Raw genomic sequence first — 19,158 nt, 5'->3', positions numbered from 1 at the left:
GTTGAGGGAAGGCGCCCGGCTTACAGCTCGGCGGGGTACACAAAGATTTCGACCCGACGGTTACGGGCCCGGTTGTCCGGGCTGTCATTGGCGAACAAGGGTTCGAATTCGCCACGTCCTTCAGCGGTAAACCGCGCCGGGTCGATCTGATTGCCCTGCAACCTGTGCAATACCGCCTCGGCACGGGCCAGCGACAAGGCCTGATTGGAGCCCAGGCCTCTGGCCACCGGCGTGTCATCGCTATGCCCGATCACCTTGATCTGCACCGGCCACTGCTCCAGGGCCGCCGCAATGCGCGACAACACTGGCTCATAGGGCGCCGCCACTTCACTGCCGCCGGTGGCGAACAGGCCCGAGGAACTGATGATGATGCGCACCCCCTGCCCGTCTTCGAGCAGGTTCAGACGCCCCGCACGCAAATCTGCCGACAGCGTCTCGGCCAGGGACTGGGTCAAGCTGATCAGCGGGGCCTGCTCCAGTGCCTGCAAACGTAAAAGGGTCTGATAGGCGCGATTTTCCAGGTGCCAGGTCAGGCCCGCGGCCAGCACCAGCAACAGGGCGCCACAGCCCCACCAGACATAGCGCTGGCGTCGGCTGAAGTAGCCGCGACTCCACGAACGCAAATGCTCGTCCAGGCGGGCCTTGGGCAGGTAGCCGCGTTGCAGGCGGATGGTTTCGAACAGCTGGTTGCGGCGCAGCGCCAGTGCCGCGCGCCCCTCGCTCTGGATGCGATAGCGGCCTTCCAGCCCCAGGGCCAGGCACAGGTACATCACTTCCAGCAGGGCAAGGTTTTCCTGGGGCTTGAGTTCCGCGGCGTCGAGGTAGGCGAAAAAACCGTCACCACCGGAGGTCTGGCCATGAAAGATCATCAACAGACTGTGTCTGGACCAACCGCCGCGCCCCCATTCGGAGCCCGAAATAATTTCATCGAGCAAGGTACAGATGGCGTACTGGGCCCGTTCCACCGTATCCAGCGAAGCCCCGTCAGCCATGGCCTGACGATGAAAGGTGCGCACCTTGGTGACCAGTCGGGCCCGCAGCTCATCCAGATCCGGCGCACGTTCCAGACCGCGCAGCAGTACCACTTCATACAACAGGTCACTGGCGCGCTGGCCAAGCCCGTCGCTGCTCAGCGGGGGCAATGCTTCAGCCGGGCCGGCGGGTTGTGCAGAGGCACGCAAACGCGCCCTGATACGGGCTAACGGAGAGACAAAACGACGAATCATTGAGGGTCCTTGATCGCCCAGAAGGCCAGTTGCAAGCCGGGGAAGTCACCGGCCAGATGGAGTCCGAAACCGGCACCGGTGTTGAGTTCCTGCCACAGCGGATGATCGCTTTGCAGCTCGAAATAGCTGAAGCCCGCGTAATAGGGCAGTTCCCGCGGAGCGGCCGGCAAGACACTGACGCCAAGCCCGGGCAACTGCAGGTCCACCAGGTCGGCGACCCGCTCTGCAGGGCCAATTTTCAGGCGGGTCGGGAACACCTTGCGCAGTTCATCGTCCGGCACCTGGGCGCGCACCGCGAGCACAAAGCGGGCGCTGGCGTACAGGCTTGAGTCGAGCACGGCGGCAAAGCGGATACCATGTTCGCGCTCGTGCAAAACCAGAGGAATGACATCGGTACCGGCCTGGGCGCTGAGGGTATAGGCCAGATCGTCCATGATCGGGGCGAAGCATTCGCCAAGCCGGTCGTGGCGATAGACAGGATAGGATTTGGGCCGTTTACTGCTTTCAGAAAATATCGCCAGCTCCCCGGCCAGCCCCAGCAACTCGCGGTAGAGCACCTCAGGGTGCAAGCCCGGATAGCTCGCCAGATGACCCAGCATGGACTCGGCCCGGTTGATGGTTTGCAGCATCAGAAAATGCTGGACCTCCGCCACGCCGCCCAGCCCCGGCACCCCCATATTGGTCGCCAGCATGTAGCCACGCTGCTTGACCCGGCTCAGAAAGTCGTCAACAAAGCTGACCAGGGGCCGGGCCAGACGCCAGTTCAACACCGGCGCGATAAAGCCCTCATCCAGACTGACCTGGCCACCGGGGCTGCGCTCGGCGATGCGCAGCACGTCCAGATAGACATGGGACCGTGCAACGTCGCGCTTGCCCGCCAGCCTCAGGTTCAGCCGCGCCAGTTGCAGGGTCGCCTCGCCCGTGTCGGGGGCCGAACTATCCAGGGCCGGCGCTTCCACCAGACGGTAGCGCGCCAGGCTGTCGGGGCCGCTGTCACGGCTTACTTCGACAGTCGAGATGCCCGGCGCGGGCAAGGCCAGGACCACCTCCAGTTCCCGTGCGCCCTCGGGCACCACAAAGCGGGTGCGGGCCAGCTGCTCGGTGTCCAGATTGAAGAGTGTGCCGTCGGGCAAGATGCCGGCGCACTCCAGTAACTGCACATAGCCCAGGGCCAGTTGGGCCGCATCGACCTTCAGCGCGGTAAAGCCCCAGGCATGGCTTTGCAAAGCCAGCAGGCCCTGCACCAGTTGCGCCTGCTGGTGGCGTTGTTGCTGTTGAAAATGCTGCGGCTGGAGGAACATCCCTTCCGACCACAGCACCCGGTCATTGCTGAACACTGGATGCTTCTCCTTGTAATGGAATCAGGCGGATCGAAACCCGGGTCCGTTGCAGATTGATCTGCAGCGACTCGGGGGTTTGCCCATGAAACACCTCCACGGTGCGCCACTGGGCATTTTCCAGGTCGCGGTATTCCGCCACTGCGCCGAACAACTGCACAGCAGGTTCGGGCACAAAACGCCGGGTGAGCTCCTCGCCCGGTCTTAACTGGAACGTCTCGCGCTTCAACCAGGCGGGGCTGGCCGGCTCTGCGCCCGGTTCCAGCAGACTGGCCGGGTCAGCCGCGAGAAATGCCTTGGCATCACTCAGTTGGTAGATCGTCAGAATCACGGGCGATGGCCGCCCATGGATATCCGGATTCACATCGAGGGCAGCCTCGACCTGCAGGCTTCGGTACGGATCGGGTGGCGGGTCCTGGAACCAGCCGAACATCTGGCAGCCCTGCATCCCGCCAAGTACCAGCACCGATGCGCCGCAGAGCGCCAGCCGGCGCACCTGCCTAAGGGCGTCAGTCACGACCATGGTCGGCTTCCTCGGGTTGCTTGGGCATTTGTGGTTTCTGGGTGGGGATGGGCTGCGGTGCCTCGGCCGGATCGGCGCTGCTGTCGCCCCCGCCGTTGATGTCCACCTTGCCCTTGGCGTCGATGGTCACCAGTGCGCCGTTGATCGCCACCCCCTTGGGCCCCAGGACCAGGGTGCTGGAGCCGGCTTTGAGGGTCAGGGTCTGCCCTGCCTCGAGGGTCAGGGTCTGCGAGCCCTTGAGGTCGACGCTGGTGGCGCCGAGCCGGAACTTGCCGCCGACCTTGGTATCGCTGTCGCCAGCAACCTCCAGCGAATGGCCGCCTGCTACTTTGAACCGGTGATCGGCGCCGGTTTCCATCGAGTAACCGGCACCGACTTTGATGCTGCGGTCACCCACCACCTCCAGCGAATGGCCGCCCGCAACGTACACATTGAATTCGCCACCCAGATGCTGATGGGCATCCTTGAGCACCTGCTGGAAGGAATTGCCCCCCACCTTCACGTGGCGGTCGTTGCCCACATGCTCCAAGGCATCATTGCGCACCGTGACGTCCTGATTGCGCCCGGCATGGAACAACAGTTGTTCGGCGCCGTCCCTGTCTTCAAAACGCAGTTCGTTGTAAACATCCCGGGCCCCCAGCGACTGGCTTTTAATCCCGCTGCGCGCCACCTGTGCCGGCAATTCATGGGGCGGGCGCATGCCACCGTTGTACAGGCTGCCGGTGATCAGAGGGCGGTCCGGGTTGCCGTCAAGAAACTCGACAATCACTTCCTGACCGATGCGCGGCAGAAAAATCGCGCCCCAGCGTTGCCCTGCCAGCGGTTGGGCGACGCGCACCCAGCAGGAACAGTTTTCGTCGGTCTGTTCGCCACGGTCCCAATGGAACTGCACCTTGACCCGGCCGAATTCATCAACCCACAGCTGCTCGCCGGCCTTGCCCACCACAAAGGCGGTCTGCGGGCCGGGCATTCTGGGGCGCGGGGTCTGGACCGGGGCGCGATAGCGGGCATTGCTGCCTATGGCCTCGATATCACAACTGAAGCTCGGCGCGCTGACCCCGGTAGACGAAACCCTGCAAGTGGCGGTCAGCGTGGCCCGGGTAATCAAGTATTCGGCGTTCTGCCCAGGGTCGGCATGCCCGGACAACTTGAACGTGCCACCGGGCAACAGATAAGGCGCACAACCCGTGGCCCCGACCCGTTGCCGCAGCGCGTGCAAAGCCTGCACCCGGACCTTGGTCGCGGCCTCACCGCTGGCGCTGTTGTTAAAATGACCGGGGTAGCGGTAGTGCTCAAACCCGGCCTGATCATGGCCCGCGGCGATCGAGGCCGCCGCCGCAAGCACGCTGGCCTCACGGGTATTGGCTTTGCTGAAATCAAAATCAGCGGCACTCACCCGACCGCTGCACAGGGCCTGTTGCGGCACCCAGTCCCAAAGGCTGTGGAAGTTGTCGTCGCTGCCCATCCGCCAGTACAGGGTGTCACCAGCCTCCAGACTCCGGTGTTCACTCATCGAGTCGGTCACCACCAGACTGTGCCCTTCGCCGCTATGGCGGAAGAAGTAATAGAGACCGGCTTCCTCCATCAGGCGACTGACAAAGGCGGCATCGGTCTCGGCAAATTGCACGCAATATTCCAGTGCCGCATAGCTTTCCGTCGCCGCCCACTCCACCTCGCCGGGGTAAGGCGCCAGCACAGCCTTGAGCACCTCCAGCACGCTCTGGTTCTGAAAAATCCGGCAGTTGCTGGCACAGCTTGCAAACCACAGCCAGGGCCGCAGCAAAAACTCGTAACAGGGGAATCGCCCCTCATCGCCAAGACGCCGAAAGCCACAGACATGGCCATGCACCTTGCGCGATGAGGGGCTGTTTTGTGCCGAATGATGAAGTTCAAGCCCAAGGGCCTTGCCCAGCCAGTCGTCCGCGTTCAGCTCCCCTTCCGGGCTCAACACCTTCACCCGGTACTCAAACAGCTCGCTCAGGCCTTCATGACCGTGCAGCCCGGCAAACAACAAGGCACTTGAGCCCGGTGGCCCGGTAAAACCACAACGTGGCAGCAAAGAATCACTCATTGCACAACAGCTCCTCAACTGACCAGGGTTTTACCGGTGCCGGGGTGATCGATCTTGATCACCCCGGCCCAGTTGCACATACAGGTACATTTGCCGTGTAACGCCGGTTGCCCGGCGATAAAGGTTTTTATCGCCCCGGGGGTCCAGGGCGAGCTGGTAGCCGGTATGCAAGGCATGGGCGTCAATACCCCCATCGCCGCAGACGTGGCAGCAGACACCGCCGGGTTGGCCATCGACTTGCAGACACCGAACGGCGCGATATTGACCATCGGTTTGTGATCCATGATCGTGGCCGCGGGCTGGCCTTCAGCGGTGACCCGGTTGACCGGCAACACCGCCAACTTGGCGGGCGCTGCGCCAAATGAGCAACTTAACAGCGCACCCATTACAACTTGTTGTGGCACAGGTAGCCCTCCGCGTAATGATTCATGGCTTTAGGTAACAACCGGTAGCTAATAACTGATGGGCGCAGCCTAAAGAAAAGCAGGCACCATCACATAGGAATAATCCTAAACTTGATAAGTTTTTTCAGACGATACCCGCAAACAGAAAATCCGCTTAAGCGCTTATCTGCCACGTAAACTTTCTTATCAAGTTCAGCGAGAGCAACCTTAAGCCCTGGCGCTTTCAAATTAAATCCATGGCACTTTGAAAACAGCAAGGACTTAAGGTTTATACAGTCGCCCCCCTCAAGACGCTGTGAGCACCTCGTTGGTAAAAGGCTAATGTTCCACAGCGTCACAAGATGATTTTTGGCGAGCCGGCTATTTTATTGATGGCCATTATCTGTTGCGCCTTCGACACCAGAAACGCTTTTCTGTTGAGGTCCTGAGTCTTGGACAACACCCACACCTCACGAACCTTGATCGGGCTCGTCACCCCCAAGCCCTGATATATATTGATATGCGGACGCCCAACAAGCAGCACCTCATTATGATTGCTCATTACTCTGGCGGTACGCCCAAGCAATTCCATCGGCGTACAAAGTTGATTAAACCCGCCCGCCACTTTCTTGCCCGGGTTTTTCGTCACCCCGGAATAAATAGCATCCACCAAGGCATAAGAATTGGTGACCTGGGTGCTGCCGTTTCTTCCAGGCTGTGTCCCGATATGATTAGGAAAACTTACATCATAGGCATGGGTGCCCAAGATATTTTGAATCGGCACATCCAGCACCAGGGCCAATTCTCCAAAGGCCATGGTTTCTGCGTCTGAATCCGCACTGGCTCCTTGCATACGACCCAAATCAACCAGCGATGCGCTGATCACATCCCAGGTTTTAAACACCTCCTCAGCCGGCCTGGATAATAACGGGCTCAGGTCCGTACCCACGCCCATTAAATATTTGTAACGCAACGTATGAACCAATGCCCGAGACGGGCCCAACTTCTCCGGGCTCCACTCTTTCAGAATACTGACCTTATTCACAACATCCACCTTTTACATCCAGACTTAAAAACACAACAATCTTTTTCGTTCAGCCAATCAACACACTGAGGGGCGACTACACACCACCCAGAGTGTCAAACCGCTAACGTTGAGTGACGTAGCGCTGGCGTACGCCTGGAGTTGCTCAGGAAACACGTCAAGCCATTGCGGACGCAACCAGCGCTAAATGGCGAAAAAAGTTTTATCGTCTTGAAGCGCACTTCTGAACTTACGCTGACGCCAAACCACGTCCTGTCGACACTACACAATGACATGCTCAAAGTTTAGCGGTATATCACTATTGGTGGACAGCATCAGGGCACCTCGCATAGCCGCTACAGGCCTATGGTACTTTTGAAGCACATACCTCTTGATATCTGTTTTTAATTTAACGCCCGGCTCCCGTATCCACTCAAAGACTCCGAAATTAGCATCAAACAGATAAATTTTTCCATCACTCTTCAACTTGAGCAATGCCACTGCATGAAAACTATCATATTTACGCATTACTTTGAGCAACGGACTTTTATCAGCACCTATCTTCCAGGACATATAAACAACCGCATTCTCACCCGACGGCAGCGAAAATTCATTCACCAATGCAACCGAGGAATCATAATCATTGACACTGCGTCGCACCAAGCACTTATCGGGCACTTTCAACTGCAATTCAGACACTTTGTTATTCATAAAAGCCAATGAGCTACCACCCGCATCATCATAAGCTTCGTACTCAGCCTGTATCTTTCCCCCCATAAAAAAATTGGGTGGCGACAAGGTGCCTGACATCCCCGTTATAATTTCAGACATCCACAACCATGTCTGACCCAAACAAAGCCCTGCACTATTAGTTGCTTCCAAGTGCTCGTGATAATTAATTGCTTTGTGTAGCCGCTTAAAACTCATACTCTGAACTTACCTTAGTATTTAAAACCATCAACCCAGCCGCTTCGAGAAGCATCCCCCAAAGCACTTCAAAATCCAAAAATGTAGTGTCTAACCTGCACAAGGCTCAACAAACCTGCCTGAAAATAGAGTGGAGCGGCTATTGACCAGCTCCAAAACATTGCGGCTATCTTTACATCTCAACTTCCAGCCCTACCCCGCCCTCTGCGATTTTCAAACTCAGACTCTTAGGAGCTTTCTGATCCTTGGTCCATTGCAAAAACACCCGGCTCATCTGTGGCAACAACTCGCGGGTGAGGATGGTGTCGACCATACGGCCGCCGCTCTGGCGGTCGGTGCACTGGCCGACGATATGCGCCACCAGACCCGCGTCGTAGTGCAAGGGCACCTGATAACGGCTCTGCACCCGTTGCACCACGCGCTGCAACTGCATTTCAACAATGCTGCCCAGCATCTCGTCGTTCAGGGGGAAGTACGGGATGGCCACCAGCCGCCCCAGCAGTGCCGGGGGGAATACGTTGAGCAGTTGCGGGCGCAGCAACTGCTCAAGGTCCTGGGCTGTTTCGCCGCCGCGCAGGTTGAACAGCGCCTCGGTGCCGACGTTGGTGGTCATCAGGATCAGGGTGTTGCGAAAATCGATGACCTGCCCTTCGCCGTCTTCCATCCAGCCCTTGTCAAAAACCTGGAAGAACACTTCATGTACGTCGCGGTGCGCCTTTTCCATTTCGTCCAGCAGGATCACGCAGTGCGGGCGGCGGCGAACCGCTTCGGTCAACACGCCGCCTTCGCCGTAACCGACATAGCCGGGCGGCGCGCCCTTGAGCGAGGCCACGCTGTGGGGTTCCTGGTACTCGCTCATGTTGATGGTCACCAGGTTGTGTTCACCGCCATACAACAGCTCGGCCAGGGCCAGCGCGGTCTCGGTCTTGCCGACCCCGGAGGGACCGGCCAGCATGAACACACCCACAGGCTTGCCGGGGTGGTCGAGGCCGGCGCGGGAGGTCTGGATGCGGCTGGCAATCGCCTGCAGGGCATGGGGCTGGCCGATGATGCGGTGCTCAAGGCTGGCGGCCAGATCGAGGATGGTGTCCAGCTCATCGCGCTGCAACGTGCCCAGCGGAATCCCGGTCCAGCCCTGCAACACATCCGCCACGGCCTGGGCGTCGACATCGGGCAGCACCAGGGCCGCGGTCCTGGCGTGGGCGGCCTGCAGGCGCTGCTGCAATGCATCGGCACGCTCCAGCAGGGCTGCCCGCTCGGGAAACTCGCCTTCATCCTCGGCCTGCAGGCGTTCGCGCAGCTGCTGGATTTCCTCGACCCATGCCGCTTCGATCTGCCAGCGCGCTTCCAGCCCTCGCCCGTCATGCAGCTCTTCGCGCAGCTGTTGCTCAAGGTTGAGCAAACGCTGGGGATCCCCCAGGCCGATGGCCTGTTCGCGCTGCACCATGGATTTTTCTGCGTGCAGGTAGGCCAAGCGCTCGCGATGGTCTGCCAGCTCCCCCGGCAATGCCTGCTGACTGATGCGCACCCGGGCACAGGCGGTGTCCAGCAGGCTGATGGCTTTATCCGGTAGCTGACGCTCAGGCAAGTAACGGTTGGACAGGTTCACCGCCGCATGCAGCGCTTCGTCGAGAATTTGCACCTGATGGTGTGCCTGCAAGGTGGGCAGTACGCTGCGCAACATATTGATCGCCACTTCGGGGCTGGGCTCATCCACCCGCAGCACCTGGAAACGTCTTTTCAGGGCCGGATCTTTTTCGATGTGCTTTTTGTATTCGTCCCAGGTGGTGGCACCAATGGTGCGCAGCTGACCCCGGGCCAGCATCGGCTTGAGCAAATTGGCCGCATCACCGGTACCCGCCTGCCCCCCGGCCCCCACCAGGGTATGGACTTCATCGATAAACAACAGGGTCGGCACTGCCGCGGCCTGAACCTCATCGACCACCTGGCGCAAGCGCTGCTCAAACTCGCCCTTGACCCCGGCGCCCGCTTGCAACAGGCCGATATCCAGCGCCAGCACCCGTGCCTGGCGAAACGCCTGGGGCACATCACCGGCAACGATACGCTGGGCAAACCCTTCGACCACGGCGGTCTTGCCCACCCCCGCCTCGCCTGCCAGCAAGGGGTTGTTCTGGCGCCGGCGCATGAGGATATCGATCAACTGGCGCACTTCATCATTACGCCCCACCACCGGGTCCAGCTCGCCGCGCCGGGCTTGCTCGGTCAGATCGCTGGTGTAGCGCTGCAAGGCACTGCAAGACTGACCCGGGACATTGGTTATATCGCCCTCGACAAAGGTCGCCGGTTGTTCCGGTGAACGCTGCACGATCTCGCTGAACTGCTCCATCAGCAGTTCGCGGTTGATCTTTTCGAACTCCCGCGACATGGCGAACAAGGTATGGCGCAAATTACTGGTGCCCAGCACACCGAGCAATATATGGCCGCTGCGAATCTTCACCGCATCGAGCTGCAACGCACCGTATATCCAGCTGCGCTCCATGGCTTCGTCCAGTTGCCCTGACAGGTCAATCACCGACCCGGAGCGGGCAGGCAAACGCTCGAGGGCGTTGATCAGGTCGGTCACCAGCCGGGCGTTGTTCAGCCCGAACCGTTCGTTGATCCGGCGCAGATCGGAGTCGGGCTCCTGCAACATTTGTTGAAACCAGTGCACCAGCTCAACGTAGGGGTTACCGCGCAGACGGCACAGGCTGGTGGCAGACTCCATGGCCTGGAACGCCAGGTGGTCAAGTTTGCCAAATAGCTTGGCGCGGCTGATATCAGTCATGGCTCAATTCCTGTTGAAGTCGGTGAAGACGGGCCCTGCTCAAGACGCAAGCCCGTGAATGAAGCGAACGCGATGTGCCGGGCAACCATGAAGCCAGGCCCAATGCCTGGTTGGCTCCCAGGCGCACTGCCGGCTCAGCCTCATCGGCGATCAGCAGTTGCACATCCCACTCAAAACAGCTGCCCAGGTAGTCATCGACCAAACGGGTCAGGCTTTGTAACAGCGCAGCTGCGGACAAAAATTGCTCCAGTCGGGCAATCGTCAGGGGCCCCAGCACCAGGCGAACGCTGTGCTGGGCATTCCATACCCGGTGCCCCAGCAACGCGCTGTGCCCCAGTTGTGCGGCACCGGCGCCGCCAAGCCGGGGTTGCTGCAGGGCGGTCTGTTCGCTCCAGCGGCCGAACCATTGCTGCAACCGCACCGGCATTTGCAGATGGTCGCGCAACACCGCCAGCAGCCCTTCGGCGCTACGCCGCTGGTCGACATACTGAGCGGCGTAATAGCGCTCACCACGGGGCGTGAAGGCCTGTACATAATCCGCAAAACGGTCCTGCCCGGGACGGTCGGCTGACACCGCCGGCCGGGTTACCGCCCAGCTGCGATACAGCAGGCACAACAGGCGGTGATGGAAGATGTCGAGAAAGTCCGCCAGCAGGAAATCGTTGTGATTGATTTGCCGGGACAAAACGTCCTCGCTGAACGCCAGCGGCATCGGGCCGTTGACCCCGGTCAGGCCAAAAAACGTAACCGCCAGCCGGGCCGCCCGCCCCTCGCGCAGTTGCAGGTTGCGCAGCATCCCCGGCTCGAAGCCCAGCGACACTGCCTGCCCGAGACGCAGCGGGTCCTGCTGCAAGTGTTCGCTGGTGCCCAATCTTGGCGTGCGCGGGTCCAGGGCATCGACGCAGCGCAAGGCACTGAAAAAATCGAAGCGCCAGGCAGCGCTCTGCAGTTGCGCCCAGAAATCTACAGGACCATGCATTGGCCACCCCTGACCGGCCACCGGTGAATCAGCCCCCGGCCCCGGGTGTACAACACCGTGCAGGTAAAGGAATTGATGGCCGCGTAACGGGCGAAAAACCCTTCCAGCACGCCCCCAAAAACAAAGGCACCGATGCCTTCGCACGCCGCATCGTCGAGGGTCAGTTCAAACTGCAGCCCGCGCCCGAACACCACCGGCCCCGGCCCGGGCAGACGCCGGGTGAGGACGCTGGCGCGTAACGAGAGGATGCTTTGGAGCAGACGTTGCAGCACGGCATCATCGGACGCGATGTAGAGCGACAACATCTCGCGCAGGGCAGCGGCTCCCGCCTGACCGTCCGCATCTGCCAGCGGCAGAAAGTTACGCGACAAATGCTGGATCGCGCTCCACGGACCTGCGCCCGAGACCGGCAGGGACAGCGGCGCCGACGGCCCGGCCAGGCGCCGAATGGAGATCACCGGCGCACTGACTTCAAGGACGAAATCGGTGTTGCCCTTGCCAAAACGGATGTGCTGCACCAGGTGCCGGTTGGAACAGATGACATCGGCCGCCAATTGATGCAGGTCCGGGCGGTACGGCGGATGCTCGGGGTCCACCAGGGTGATGGACAGGTCACAGCCCGCGTAGGGCGGCTGGCCATTGAACCCCGTCGCCATGGGCCGTGAAGGCCTGCGCTGGGACTGGAAAAAGCCCGTGCCCCGGGCCTCGGCCTGGCCGGCCAGGGGCGAATACAGAGGGACGAAACGCTGGTGCTCGCGACCGCCGCGAAAGTAACCCTGCACCTGCAGCACCTGATGTATTTCATGATGCAAAGGGTTGGCCTGATCGACCACCACATCGATATCGGTGCGGTGCTGCTGCAGATTGATCCGGTCGGTGCGCTTTTTGAACAGGTTCTGCACCGGCACACAGAACAGGCTGAAAAACGAAGGGTCAAGATCCGCCGGCAGCGGATTTGACAAGGGTGCCAACAAGAACACCAGTTCCAGCGAGTCGGTGCCACAGCGGCGAACCGCAGGTCCCAGGCCGCACAGGCGGATGAAACGCTGGCTTTCGGGAAACGCCAGAAAGCGCCTCAACAGGGCAAAAGCGTCGGCCCCTTCGCCAGCGCGCGGCTTGAGCTGCGCATCCTGCCCGGGCTCCAGGTCAACCTGGCTGATGTGCCCGGGTTCGATCACCTCGCACCCGTCATCATCACTGCCCGACGGCCTGGCGATAATGCCTAGGGTGCGCGACAGCAACGCTTCATGCACCGCCAGCGTCGGCGCTCCGGGGCGCCCCAGGTACAGGCATAAGTGTTCCAGGGCCAATTGATTGAACAGGGTGCCGGCAGTGGTTTTCAAGCGCAGCCTGATGGCCGAATGGGCCTCCACGGCGAGCCCGGCGGGCACACCCGAAAGCAGGTTGGCACTGGGCAGGTACTCTGCCGACTCGATCTGCAATGGCCATAGGGTCACGGGCTGCAGGCTGCGCCATTCGCAACGGGCACTCTGGCCCTCAACATCGGCGAAGGCATTCAAAGCGCTGTCGGCCGCCAGAGAGAAACCCTTGAGCAGGCTGCCCTGATGCAGATCCGGGGTTAACTGCACCACCGCCATGGACGGCAGTGGCGCTAAAGAGTGGGGTTGAACCCGTTCCAGCAAATTCCTGGTGAAGTGTGGAAACTCGGATTCCATTTGCAATTGAATACGCGCCGTCAGAAACCCCAGGCCCTCCAGCAGGCGCTCGACGCCGGGATCGGGGTCGTGCCGGGAGTCCAGGTTGAGGTGACTGGCGACCTTGGGGTAGATGCGGGCGAATTCACCCGCCCCCTCGCGCAAAAACTCCAGTTCGCGCTCATACAGGCGCAACAGGCGCTCATCCATGGTGTTGCACACCGTCAGGGGTGTCGATATGCACCGCACCGCTTTGGGTATTCCACAAAGAACGAAACGTGAAGGGGTACACCTGCATTGCGCAACGCAGCTGCCCTTGAATCAGAAATTGCATGTCGGCCATGGGCTCACTGCCATTGGCAACCCACGACACCTGCAGACTATGGCGAATGATTCTCGGCTCGTAAGTAAAGATGGCCTGCCGAATACGTCGCTCCAGGAGGTGCGGGGCAAGACCGGACAGGGTTTGCCCCGCCACATTGCCGATACCGTAATTAATCACCGAGGTCGCCGCATAAGGACTGGCACTCAGGTCCTGGCCACCCGCCAGCCCGCTGGTGTTGAGCAGCGTGCTCAGGTCGGAGCGCAGCCGCGACAAAAGCGTTTCTCTATTGAAAGAGTGGATTGACGGAACGTGGGGATGAAGACCAAGACTCAAGCGTTCCAGTAATGTACAGGCCCTGCTGTTCATACCAATACCCTGATCGCGTGTCGCACATAAACTGACTGACATGGCACAACTTTTAAATCCAGGGTGCCCTGTTACAACCGGGGCGGGCACCCTGAAGCCAAAGGGTTAAGCCTTGGCAAACACGTCATAAGACTTTTCAACGGAGCCTTTATTCACATCACCGTCAAAGTGGACGTACTTATACTTGATGTTGATAAAGTTCAATGACAGGTGTTCGGTAGGACGATTGTTCGCGGTGCATTGCGTAGAAAAAGAGCTGACAACAGGCTTGGTCAGTGTAATTTGCAGCAACTCTTGCGACGTTTTCGACGAGCCGGCCGCATGCAGCACAACAATAGTGGCCGAATCAAATGCAGTGCCCACCAACGACTGGATAAAGAACTCCGGCGAGGTTTTATCGGCACCTTTGGTCAACAAGAATTCAGAGATAAACGCCTGCCCCACATCACGGTCATTGCCTTGCACTTGAACATGGCGCGATACATTCAATGAGTAGGATTCAAACTCAATCCACTCCTTATACTTTTCAACGGTCGAGGTGCCTTTGATTTCTTTATCAAACTTTACCAGTATCATAATGTACTCCCAGGAATAATCACCACAGGGTGAAGAACCACATCAGGGAAAGCCCTGTTGTGCTAACAATGCTGTTAAACGTTATGCTTTAACCGAAGGCAACTTGGAAACCAGTCGCAATGAAACAGTCAAACCTTCCAGTTGGTAGTGGGGCCGCAAGAAGAATTTGGCCCGGTAAAACCCTGGATTGGCTTCATCTTCTTCCACCACCACCTCGGCTGCCGCCAGGGGTTTACGCGCCTTGTCGGCATCGGTGGCAGTGGCCGGATTAAGGTCAACGTATTGATTGATCCAGCCGTTGAGCCAGTTTTCAATTTCCGCGCGCTCTTTAAACGAGCCGATCTTGTCGCGCACGATGCATTTCAGATAGTGGGCAAAACGGCACGTGGCGAACAGATAAGGCAGGCGCGCGGCCAGTCGGGCGTTGGCCGTGGCATCCGGGTCGTCGTATTGCTGCGGGCTATGCAGTGACTGGGCACCGATAAAGGCGGCCACAGAGCTGTTCTTGCAGTGCACCAGCGGCATGAAACCGTTATTGGCCAGCTCCAGTTCACGGCGGTCGCTGATGGCGATTTCGGTCGGGCAGGTCATGTCCACCCCGCCGTCTTCACTGGGGTAAGTGTGCACCGGCAGGCCGCTGATGGCGCCGCCGGACTCGATACCGCGGATCTGTGAACACCAGCCAAACTGCTTGAAGGACTGGTTGATGTTAAGGCCCATGGCATAGGCGGAGTTAACCCACAGGTAGTTGGCCGAATCGCCCCGGGTCACTTCTTCAAAGTTGAAATCTTCCACCGGTGCGGTTTTGGCGCCGTAGGGAATTCGCCCCAGGAAACGCGGCAGGGTCAGGCCCACATAGCGCGAGTCTTCCGAGCTGCGGAAGTTGCGCCAGGCGGCATGCTCCGGGGTATGGAAGATTTTGCCCAGGTCCCGCGGGTTGGCCAGCTCTTGCCAGGAGTCCATCAACAGGGCGCCAGGGTCGGCCGCACTGATCAACGGCGCATGGGCCGCAGCGGCAATTTTGGCCATGGAGGCCAGCAGCTCGACATCGGGCGGGCTGTTATCGAAGTAGTAGTCTGCGATCAAGGCACCGAAGGGCTCGCCGCCAAACTGCCCGTATTCATGCTCATAAATCTTCTTGAACAGCGGGCTCTGATCCCAGGCCGCGCCTTTGAACTTCTTCAGTTCACGGGCCACCTCGGCCTTGGAGATGTTGATAAAGCGGATCTTGAGCTTTTCATCGGTCTCGGTATTGCTCACCAGGTGATGCAGACCGCGCCACGCCGACTCCAGCTTTTGAAAGGCTTCATGGTGCAGGATCGCATTGACCTGGCTTGAAAGTTTACTGTCGATGGCGGCGATGAGCGCTTCAATGGTGCTCAGGGTGTCATCGGCAATCAGGTGCACAGAACCCAGTGCCTGCTCGGCCAGGGTTTGCACCGCGGTGTGCAGGGCGTCACTGGCCTGTTCGCTGCGGGGTTTGAACTCCCGTTGCAGCAAGCTGCTAAAACTGTCGGCCTCCAGGGTGGTGGCCTGGCTATCTTGACTTTGAAGCTGTTCAGTTGCAGGCATGATTGGAACCTTATTCAGCGGGGACGGCGGGTTTGGCCTGTTGCAGCAATGAGTTCATCAATGCCGGATCGTCGAGCAGTTGGGCGACCAGTTGCTCGGCACCACTTTTGCCGTCCATATAGGTCAGCAAGTTGGAAAGTTGATTACGGGCCTCCAGCAACTTGCGCAACGGCTCGATATTGCGGGCGATGGAACCCGGGCTGAAATCATCCATGCGCTGAATATCCAGCTGGACCGGCAGTTGCCCTTCACCGGTCAGTTCATTATTCACGCTGAACTTTAACGCCGGCGCAATGGCACTCATGCGCTCATCAAAGTTGTCGACGTCAATGTCCAGAAACTTGCGATCGGCCACCGAGGGCAACCCCTGGGTATTGGAACCGGAAAGATCGGCAAACACGCCATTGACAAAAGGGATTTCAACTTTCTTTTCGGCGCCATAGAGTTCGACGTCATATTCAATCTGGACCCGCGGAGCACGATTGCGATTTATAAATTTTTGACTGCTTGCAGTGCTGGACATACTTGACCCTCAATCACGATTAACAACATTTATTCTTCTTGAATACCGGCCAGCGCCCGCATGTCACTGACGCTGGACGGTGCCAGTTCAGCCATGATTTCGAGAAAATCCATACCGGCGAGGCGACGCACTCTTTGCACCAGCATGGGGATGGGACTGCTCGGTTCATGGCGCTGGTAATAGCCGGCAATGGCATCCAGGGCCAGCAGCACCTCTTCCCGCGAGCGGCACTCCCGCACGCCCCCGGCAGAAACAACAGCGGCGGGCGAAGACGCAGACACGGCCACTTCAGCTTCCGGGGCAACGCTGTGCAAGGTACGGCGCAAACGGCTGTCCACCACCTGGATCCATTGCCCCAGCAACCGCGAAACCGGCTGCAGCGGCGAGCTTTCACAGAGCCCGGTTTTCTCATCCAGCCCCTGACCGATGCTGTCCAGCAAGCCCTTGACCCGGTTCAGCGCGCCCAGCCCGCGCATCAGCTCAGTGGAGCATTGCGGCTCGATCTGGCTCTCCAGCCGCAGCAGACAGGCGTCGCGCTCGGGCGACTCTTGACCGCTGGCGATCAACGCCAGATCGGCACAGCACAGGGACTCGCCACCGGGCAGCCTGGCCAACACTTCTTTGCGAAGTGTCGCCACCACCACCGAGGGCACCGCCAGTTCCGCGAGAATATTGATCCGCACCAGAGGGTCGAATTGATCTTCATCACTCAAGCGCGGGTAGGTCTGCTCCCAACGCTCTCGCACCAGATAATCGAGCACCGCCAAGCCCCTGGCCAAACCCGCCAGCCCTTCTCGCTCAAGCCAGGCCAGGGTCAAATATACGGCGACCCGCAGATCAAGCGTACGACCGAACAAACCCATGCAGCGTGTTTCAACAGAGGCCCAGTCTATGGGCTCCGGAATATGTAGATAGTCGCCGTACTGCGACTCTTCCTTGCTGGACACTTCATCCATAAGTGCCAGAAATTCGGAATCATATTCCAGGTTTTCACCCACTTCCTGACTGGAAAGAACGACGATAAAGTCATCGATATTCATCGCCCCGCTGCGCCACATAAAAGTTCTACTCCAAAATTATTCCACTCAGGCCGAGCGCTTTAATTGTGTGGGGCAGTATGACAAAAACACACCTGCACACATTAAGAATAGTCTTAAAGAAATGGCTATTCCTAAGAGTCATGGGCCAAAACAGAAGTAAAAACCGCCAACAATCAATTAACTTAGGACTCATCCTAAGTTATTTACCCGCACAGGTTTGAGCGCGGCATTGAGGATTAATGAATGACGGGTAAATGATGCGTGGGTAGTAACAGACGCAAGCCTGCCAGGACAAGAATCCGGGGGCCTGGTATTGAGGGATAGACACGGGATCAAGCTTGGCCCATGCACTTGCGAGCCGGCTTATACCGGCATGGAAAGTATCAAGGCTGTGTATTGAGTGACGTTATCAGAAGGATAAGCGCGGCACGAAAGCCAGACACTGGCGGGAGAATGGGAGGTATTCGAGGAGGCCGCATGGCGGCAGAGAGCAGAGCTATACCCACAGAGCGGATAGGCGAATGACCGGCCAGCGCCACAGGGTTCAGCGGGTGAACCCTGCCGGCACTGTGGCCGGCCAGTCAGATGACAACAGGCAAGGCTACATATTGGCGTCGAATATCACGGTTACCCGGCCTTTGTACTGGGTGTTCGGATGAAGGACCATTTCCTTGACCGGATCGCCACTGACCTCAAAGCGCAGATAGGATGATCGCTGGAACACGGCGCCTTCCCGTGGAGAAGAGAAGTGCGGCAAGGGGCCTGATTCTTGCTTCAACGAAAAATTCAATGCCTCGGCGATCGAAAAATCGGTTCGCCCAACAAACCCCGGCATATTGATGGACACATCCAGGGGTACGGTTGAGGGGCCATTGGAGATACCACAGCGACCATCCGCCATCGTGTGCTCACAATTGAGATTCACCGAAAAGGGTGTTGAGCCACTGACCCGGAACCGCACATCCCTGCGCAATGTCGCCGGCACCTTGCCATGCTCCTGCCACTGGTTCCAGCCACCCAGGGGTTGCAGATTGACCGTTTCGGAACCTGGCGGGAAGTCGAGCGCGAACATGTGGTTTACGGTAAGGGTAAACTCCAGACGCAGGTTCGGATCCCCACCCGACACACCATCGCCAAAATCAATATCGCTACCCAAGCCCCCCATGCTGTAATCGGTGCTTGCGCGATAAATACCGTTTTTCATATTCAAGGGCTCAGGGGTTTCAAGCTCATAGAGAATATCTGTACCTACAAACGAGAACTCTGTAGCGGCCAGCATCTCATAAGCACAACTACTGCGCCCGCCAGCACCATTATCATTACGTCCAAGAATCCGGAAAATACTATCAGAATAATTCAAGTTACCGTACAGCTCTCGACACCCCCTTAGATCCCGCGTACTGCTAAACAGGTTAGGGTCCGGCTGACTGTACCTGAACGCAAAACCCGTAATACGCAAAAACAATTCGGCAGTTTCTCCGGTGTCGGAAACTACAGTAATGGACCGCTGTTCAGGAAGGCCCAAATATAGTGACCCACGACCATGATCCACAACTCCGCTACCTTGTTTTCTCGCGTCCGCAGTGGAAAAACCTGACGCAATACTGGCAATCTTATTATCAATGCACCATTGCCTGTGGGCACCACCGCAAACCCCGGTAATAGGCGATGTATTGGTAAAGGTCCGGTTATTAGGATTGTTCTGATTCGGGGTAAACTCTGCAGTTACATGGGCAACATGAGCCTGTGCCGGCGCCAGCCACAGTAACTGCCCAAATACCAGCAACACCAATAACAGAAAGGCGCTACGACTCTGTTTGATCAAAACTATAATATTCATGTTTAT

At 58.7% G+C, this 19,158-nt stretch carries 16 protein-coding genes; all 16 read right to left on the bottom strand.

The features are described from left to right. Nucleotides 1-20 precede the first annotated feature (20 nt). A complete protein-coding gene (gene icmH / locus B195_RS07095) occupies nt 21-1,226 on the bottom strand; it encodes a type IVB secretion system protein IcmH/DotU (protein WP_003446727.1) in 1,206 nt (401 codons plus the stop codon). Further along, nucleotides 1,223-2,563 (bottom strand): type VI secretion system baseplate subunit TssK, encoded by a 1,341-nt coding sequence (tssK, locus tag B195_RS07090; protein ID WP_003446725.1) that lies wholly within the window; start codon nt 2,561-2,563, stop codon nt 1,223-1,225. Before tssK ends, icmH begins: the two co-directional genes overlap by 4 nt. Then, a complete protein-coding gene (tssJ, locus tag B195_RS07085) occupies nt 2,550-3,086 on the bottom strand; it encodes a type VI secretion system lipoprotein TssJ (RefSeq protein ID WP_003446723.1) in 537 nt (178 codons plus the stop codon). The genes tssK and tssJ overlap by 14 nt, the downstream gene beginning before the upstream one ends. Next, nucleotides 3,073-5,157, bottom strand: coding sequence for a type VI secretion system Vgr family protein (locus B195_RS07080; protein WP_003446721.1), 2,085 nt, complete (start codon nt 5,155-5,157; stop codon nt 3,073-3,075). Before B195_RS07080 ends, tssJ begins: the two co-directional genes overlap by 14 nt. Nucleotides 5,158-5,171: 14 nt before the next feature. Beyond that, nucleotides 5,172-5,543 carry a DUF4280 domain-containing protein gene (locus B195_RS07075; RefSeq protein ID WP_003446719.1) on the bottom strand — a complete coding sequence of 124 codons (372 nt, stop codon included), beginning with the start codon at nt 5,541-5,543 and terminating at the stop codon, nt 5,172-5,174. A gap of 352 nt (nt 5,544-5,895) precedes the next feature. Beyond that, nucleotides 5,896-6,585 carry a hypothetical protein gene (locus B195_RS07070; protein WP_178092368.1) on the bottom strand — a complete coding sequence of 230 codons (690 nt, stop codon included), beginning with the start codon at nt 6,583-6,585 and terminating at the stop codon, nt 5,896-5,898. A gap of 261 nt (nt 6,586-6,846) precedes the next feature. After that, nucleotides 6,847-7,491, bottom strand: a complete 645-nt coding sequence (locus tag B195_RS07065) for a hypothetical protein (protein WP_003446715.1) — start codon at nt 7,489-7,491, stop codon at nt 6,847-6,849. Between the two features lie 172 nt (nt 7,492-7,663). Then, nucleotides 7,664-10,276: a type VI secretion system ATPase TssH gene (tssH, locus tag B195_RS07060; protein WP_003446713.1), complete on the bottom strand. Its 2,613-nt coding sequence runs from the start codon at nt 10,274-10,276 to the stop codon at nt 7,664-7,666. Further along, a complete protein-coding gene (tssG, locus tag B195_RS07055) occupies nt 10,269-11,255 on the bottom strand; it encodes a type VI secretion system baseplate subunit TssG (RefSeq protein ID WP_003446711.1) in 987 nt (328 codons plus the stop codon). Before tssG ends, tssH begins: the two co-directional genes overlap by 8 nt. Next, on the bottom strand, nt 11,240-13,120 hold the full coding sequence (gene tssF / locus B195_RS07050; protein ID WP_003446709.1) for a type VI secretion system baseplate subunit TssF: 1,881 nt from the start codon (nt 13,118-13,120) through the stop codon (nt 11,240-11,242). Before tssF ends, tssG begins: the two co-directional genes overlap by 16 nt. Beyond that, entirely contained in the window at nt 13,113-13,601 is a 489-nt protein-coding gene (gene tssE / locus B195_RS07045; protein WP_148666169.1) for a type VI secretion system baseplate subunit TssE, read from the bottom strand. The genes tssF and tssE overlap by 8 nt, the downstream gene beginning before the upstream one ends. Before the next feature lie 105 nt (nt 13,602-13,706). Beyond that, nucleotides 13,707-14,177: a type VI secretion system tube protein Hcp gene (locus B195_RS07040; RefSeq protein ID WP_003446705.1), complete on the bottom strand. Its 471-nt coding sequence runs from the start codon at nt 14,175-14,177 to the stop codon at nt 13,707-13,709. An 81-nt stretch (nt 14,178-14,258) separates the two neighbouring features. Next, complete coding sequence (gene tssC, locus B195_RS07035) at nt 14,259-15,749, bottom strand: type VI secretion system contractile sheath large subunit (protein WP_003446702.1); 1,491 nt, start codon at nt 15,747-15,749, stop codon at nt 14,259-14,261. Between the two features lie 10 nt (nt 15,750-15,759). Further along, nucleotides 15,760-16,272: a type VI secretion system contractile sheath small subunit gene (gene tssB / locus B195_RS07030; RefSeq protein ID WP_003446700.1), complete on the bottom strand. Its 513-nt coding sequence runs from the start codon at nt 16,270-16,272 to the stop codon at nt 15,760-15,762. A gap of 29 nt (nt 16,273-16,301) precedes the next feature. Continuing rightward, nucleotides 16,302-17,330 (bottom strand): type VI secretion system protein TssA, encoded by a 1,029-nt coding sequence (tssA, locus tag B195_RS07025; protein WP_003446698.1) that lies wholly within the window; start codon nt 17,328-17,330, stop codon nt 16,302-16,304. A gap of 583 nt (nt 17,331-17,913) precedes the next feature. Then, complete coding sequence (locus B195_RS22840; protein WP_148666168.1) at nt 17,914-19,152, bottom strand: hypothetical protein; 1,239 nt, start codon at nt 19,150-19,152, stop codon at nt 17,914-17,916. Nucleotides 19,153-19,158 lie beyond the last annotated feature (6 nt).

Origin of the sequence: Pseudomonas sp. Lz4W, from assembly GCF_000346225.2 — a bacterium.
Lineage (GTDB): Bacteria > Pseudomonadota > Gammaproteobacteria > Pseudomonadales > Pseudomonadaceae > Aquipseudomonas > Aquipseudomonas paraversuta.
The sequence above is the reverse complement of the archived record's forward strand: the minus strand, read 5'-3'. Positions and strand labels throughout refer to the sequence as shown.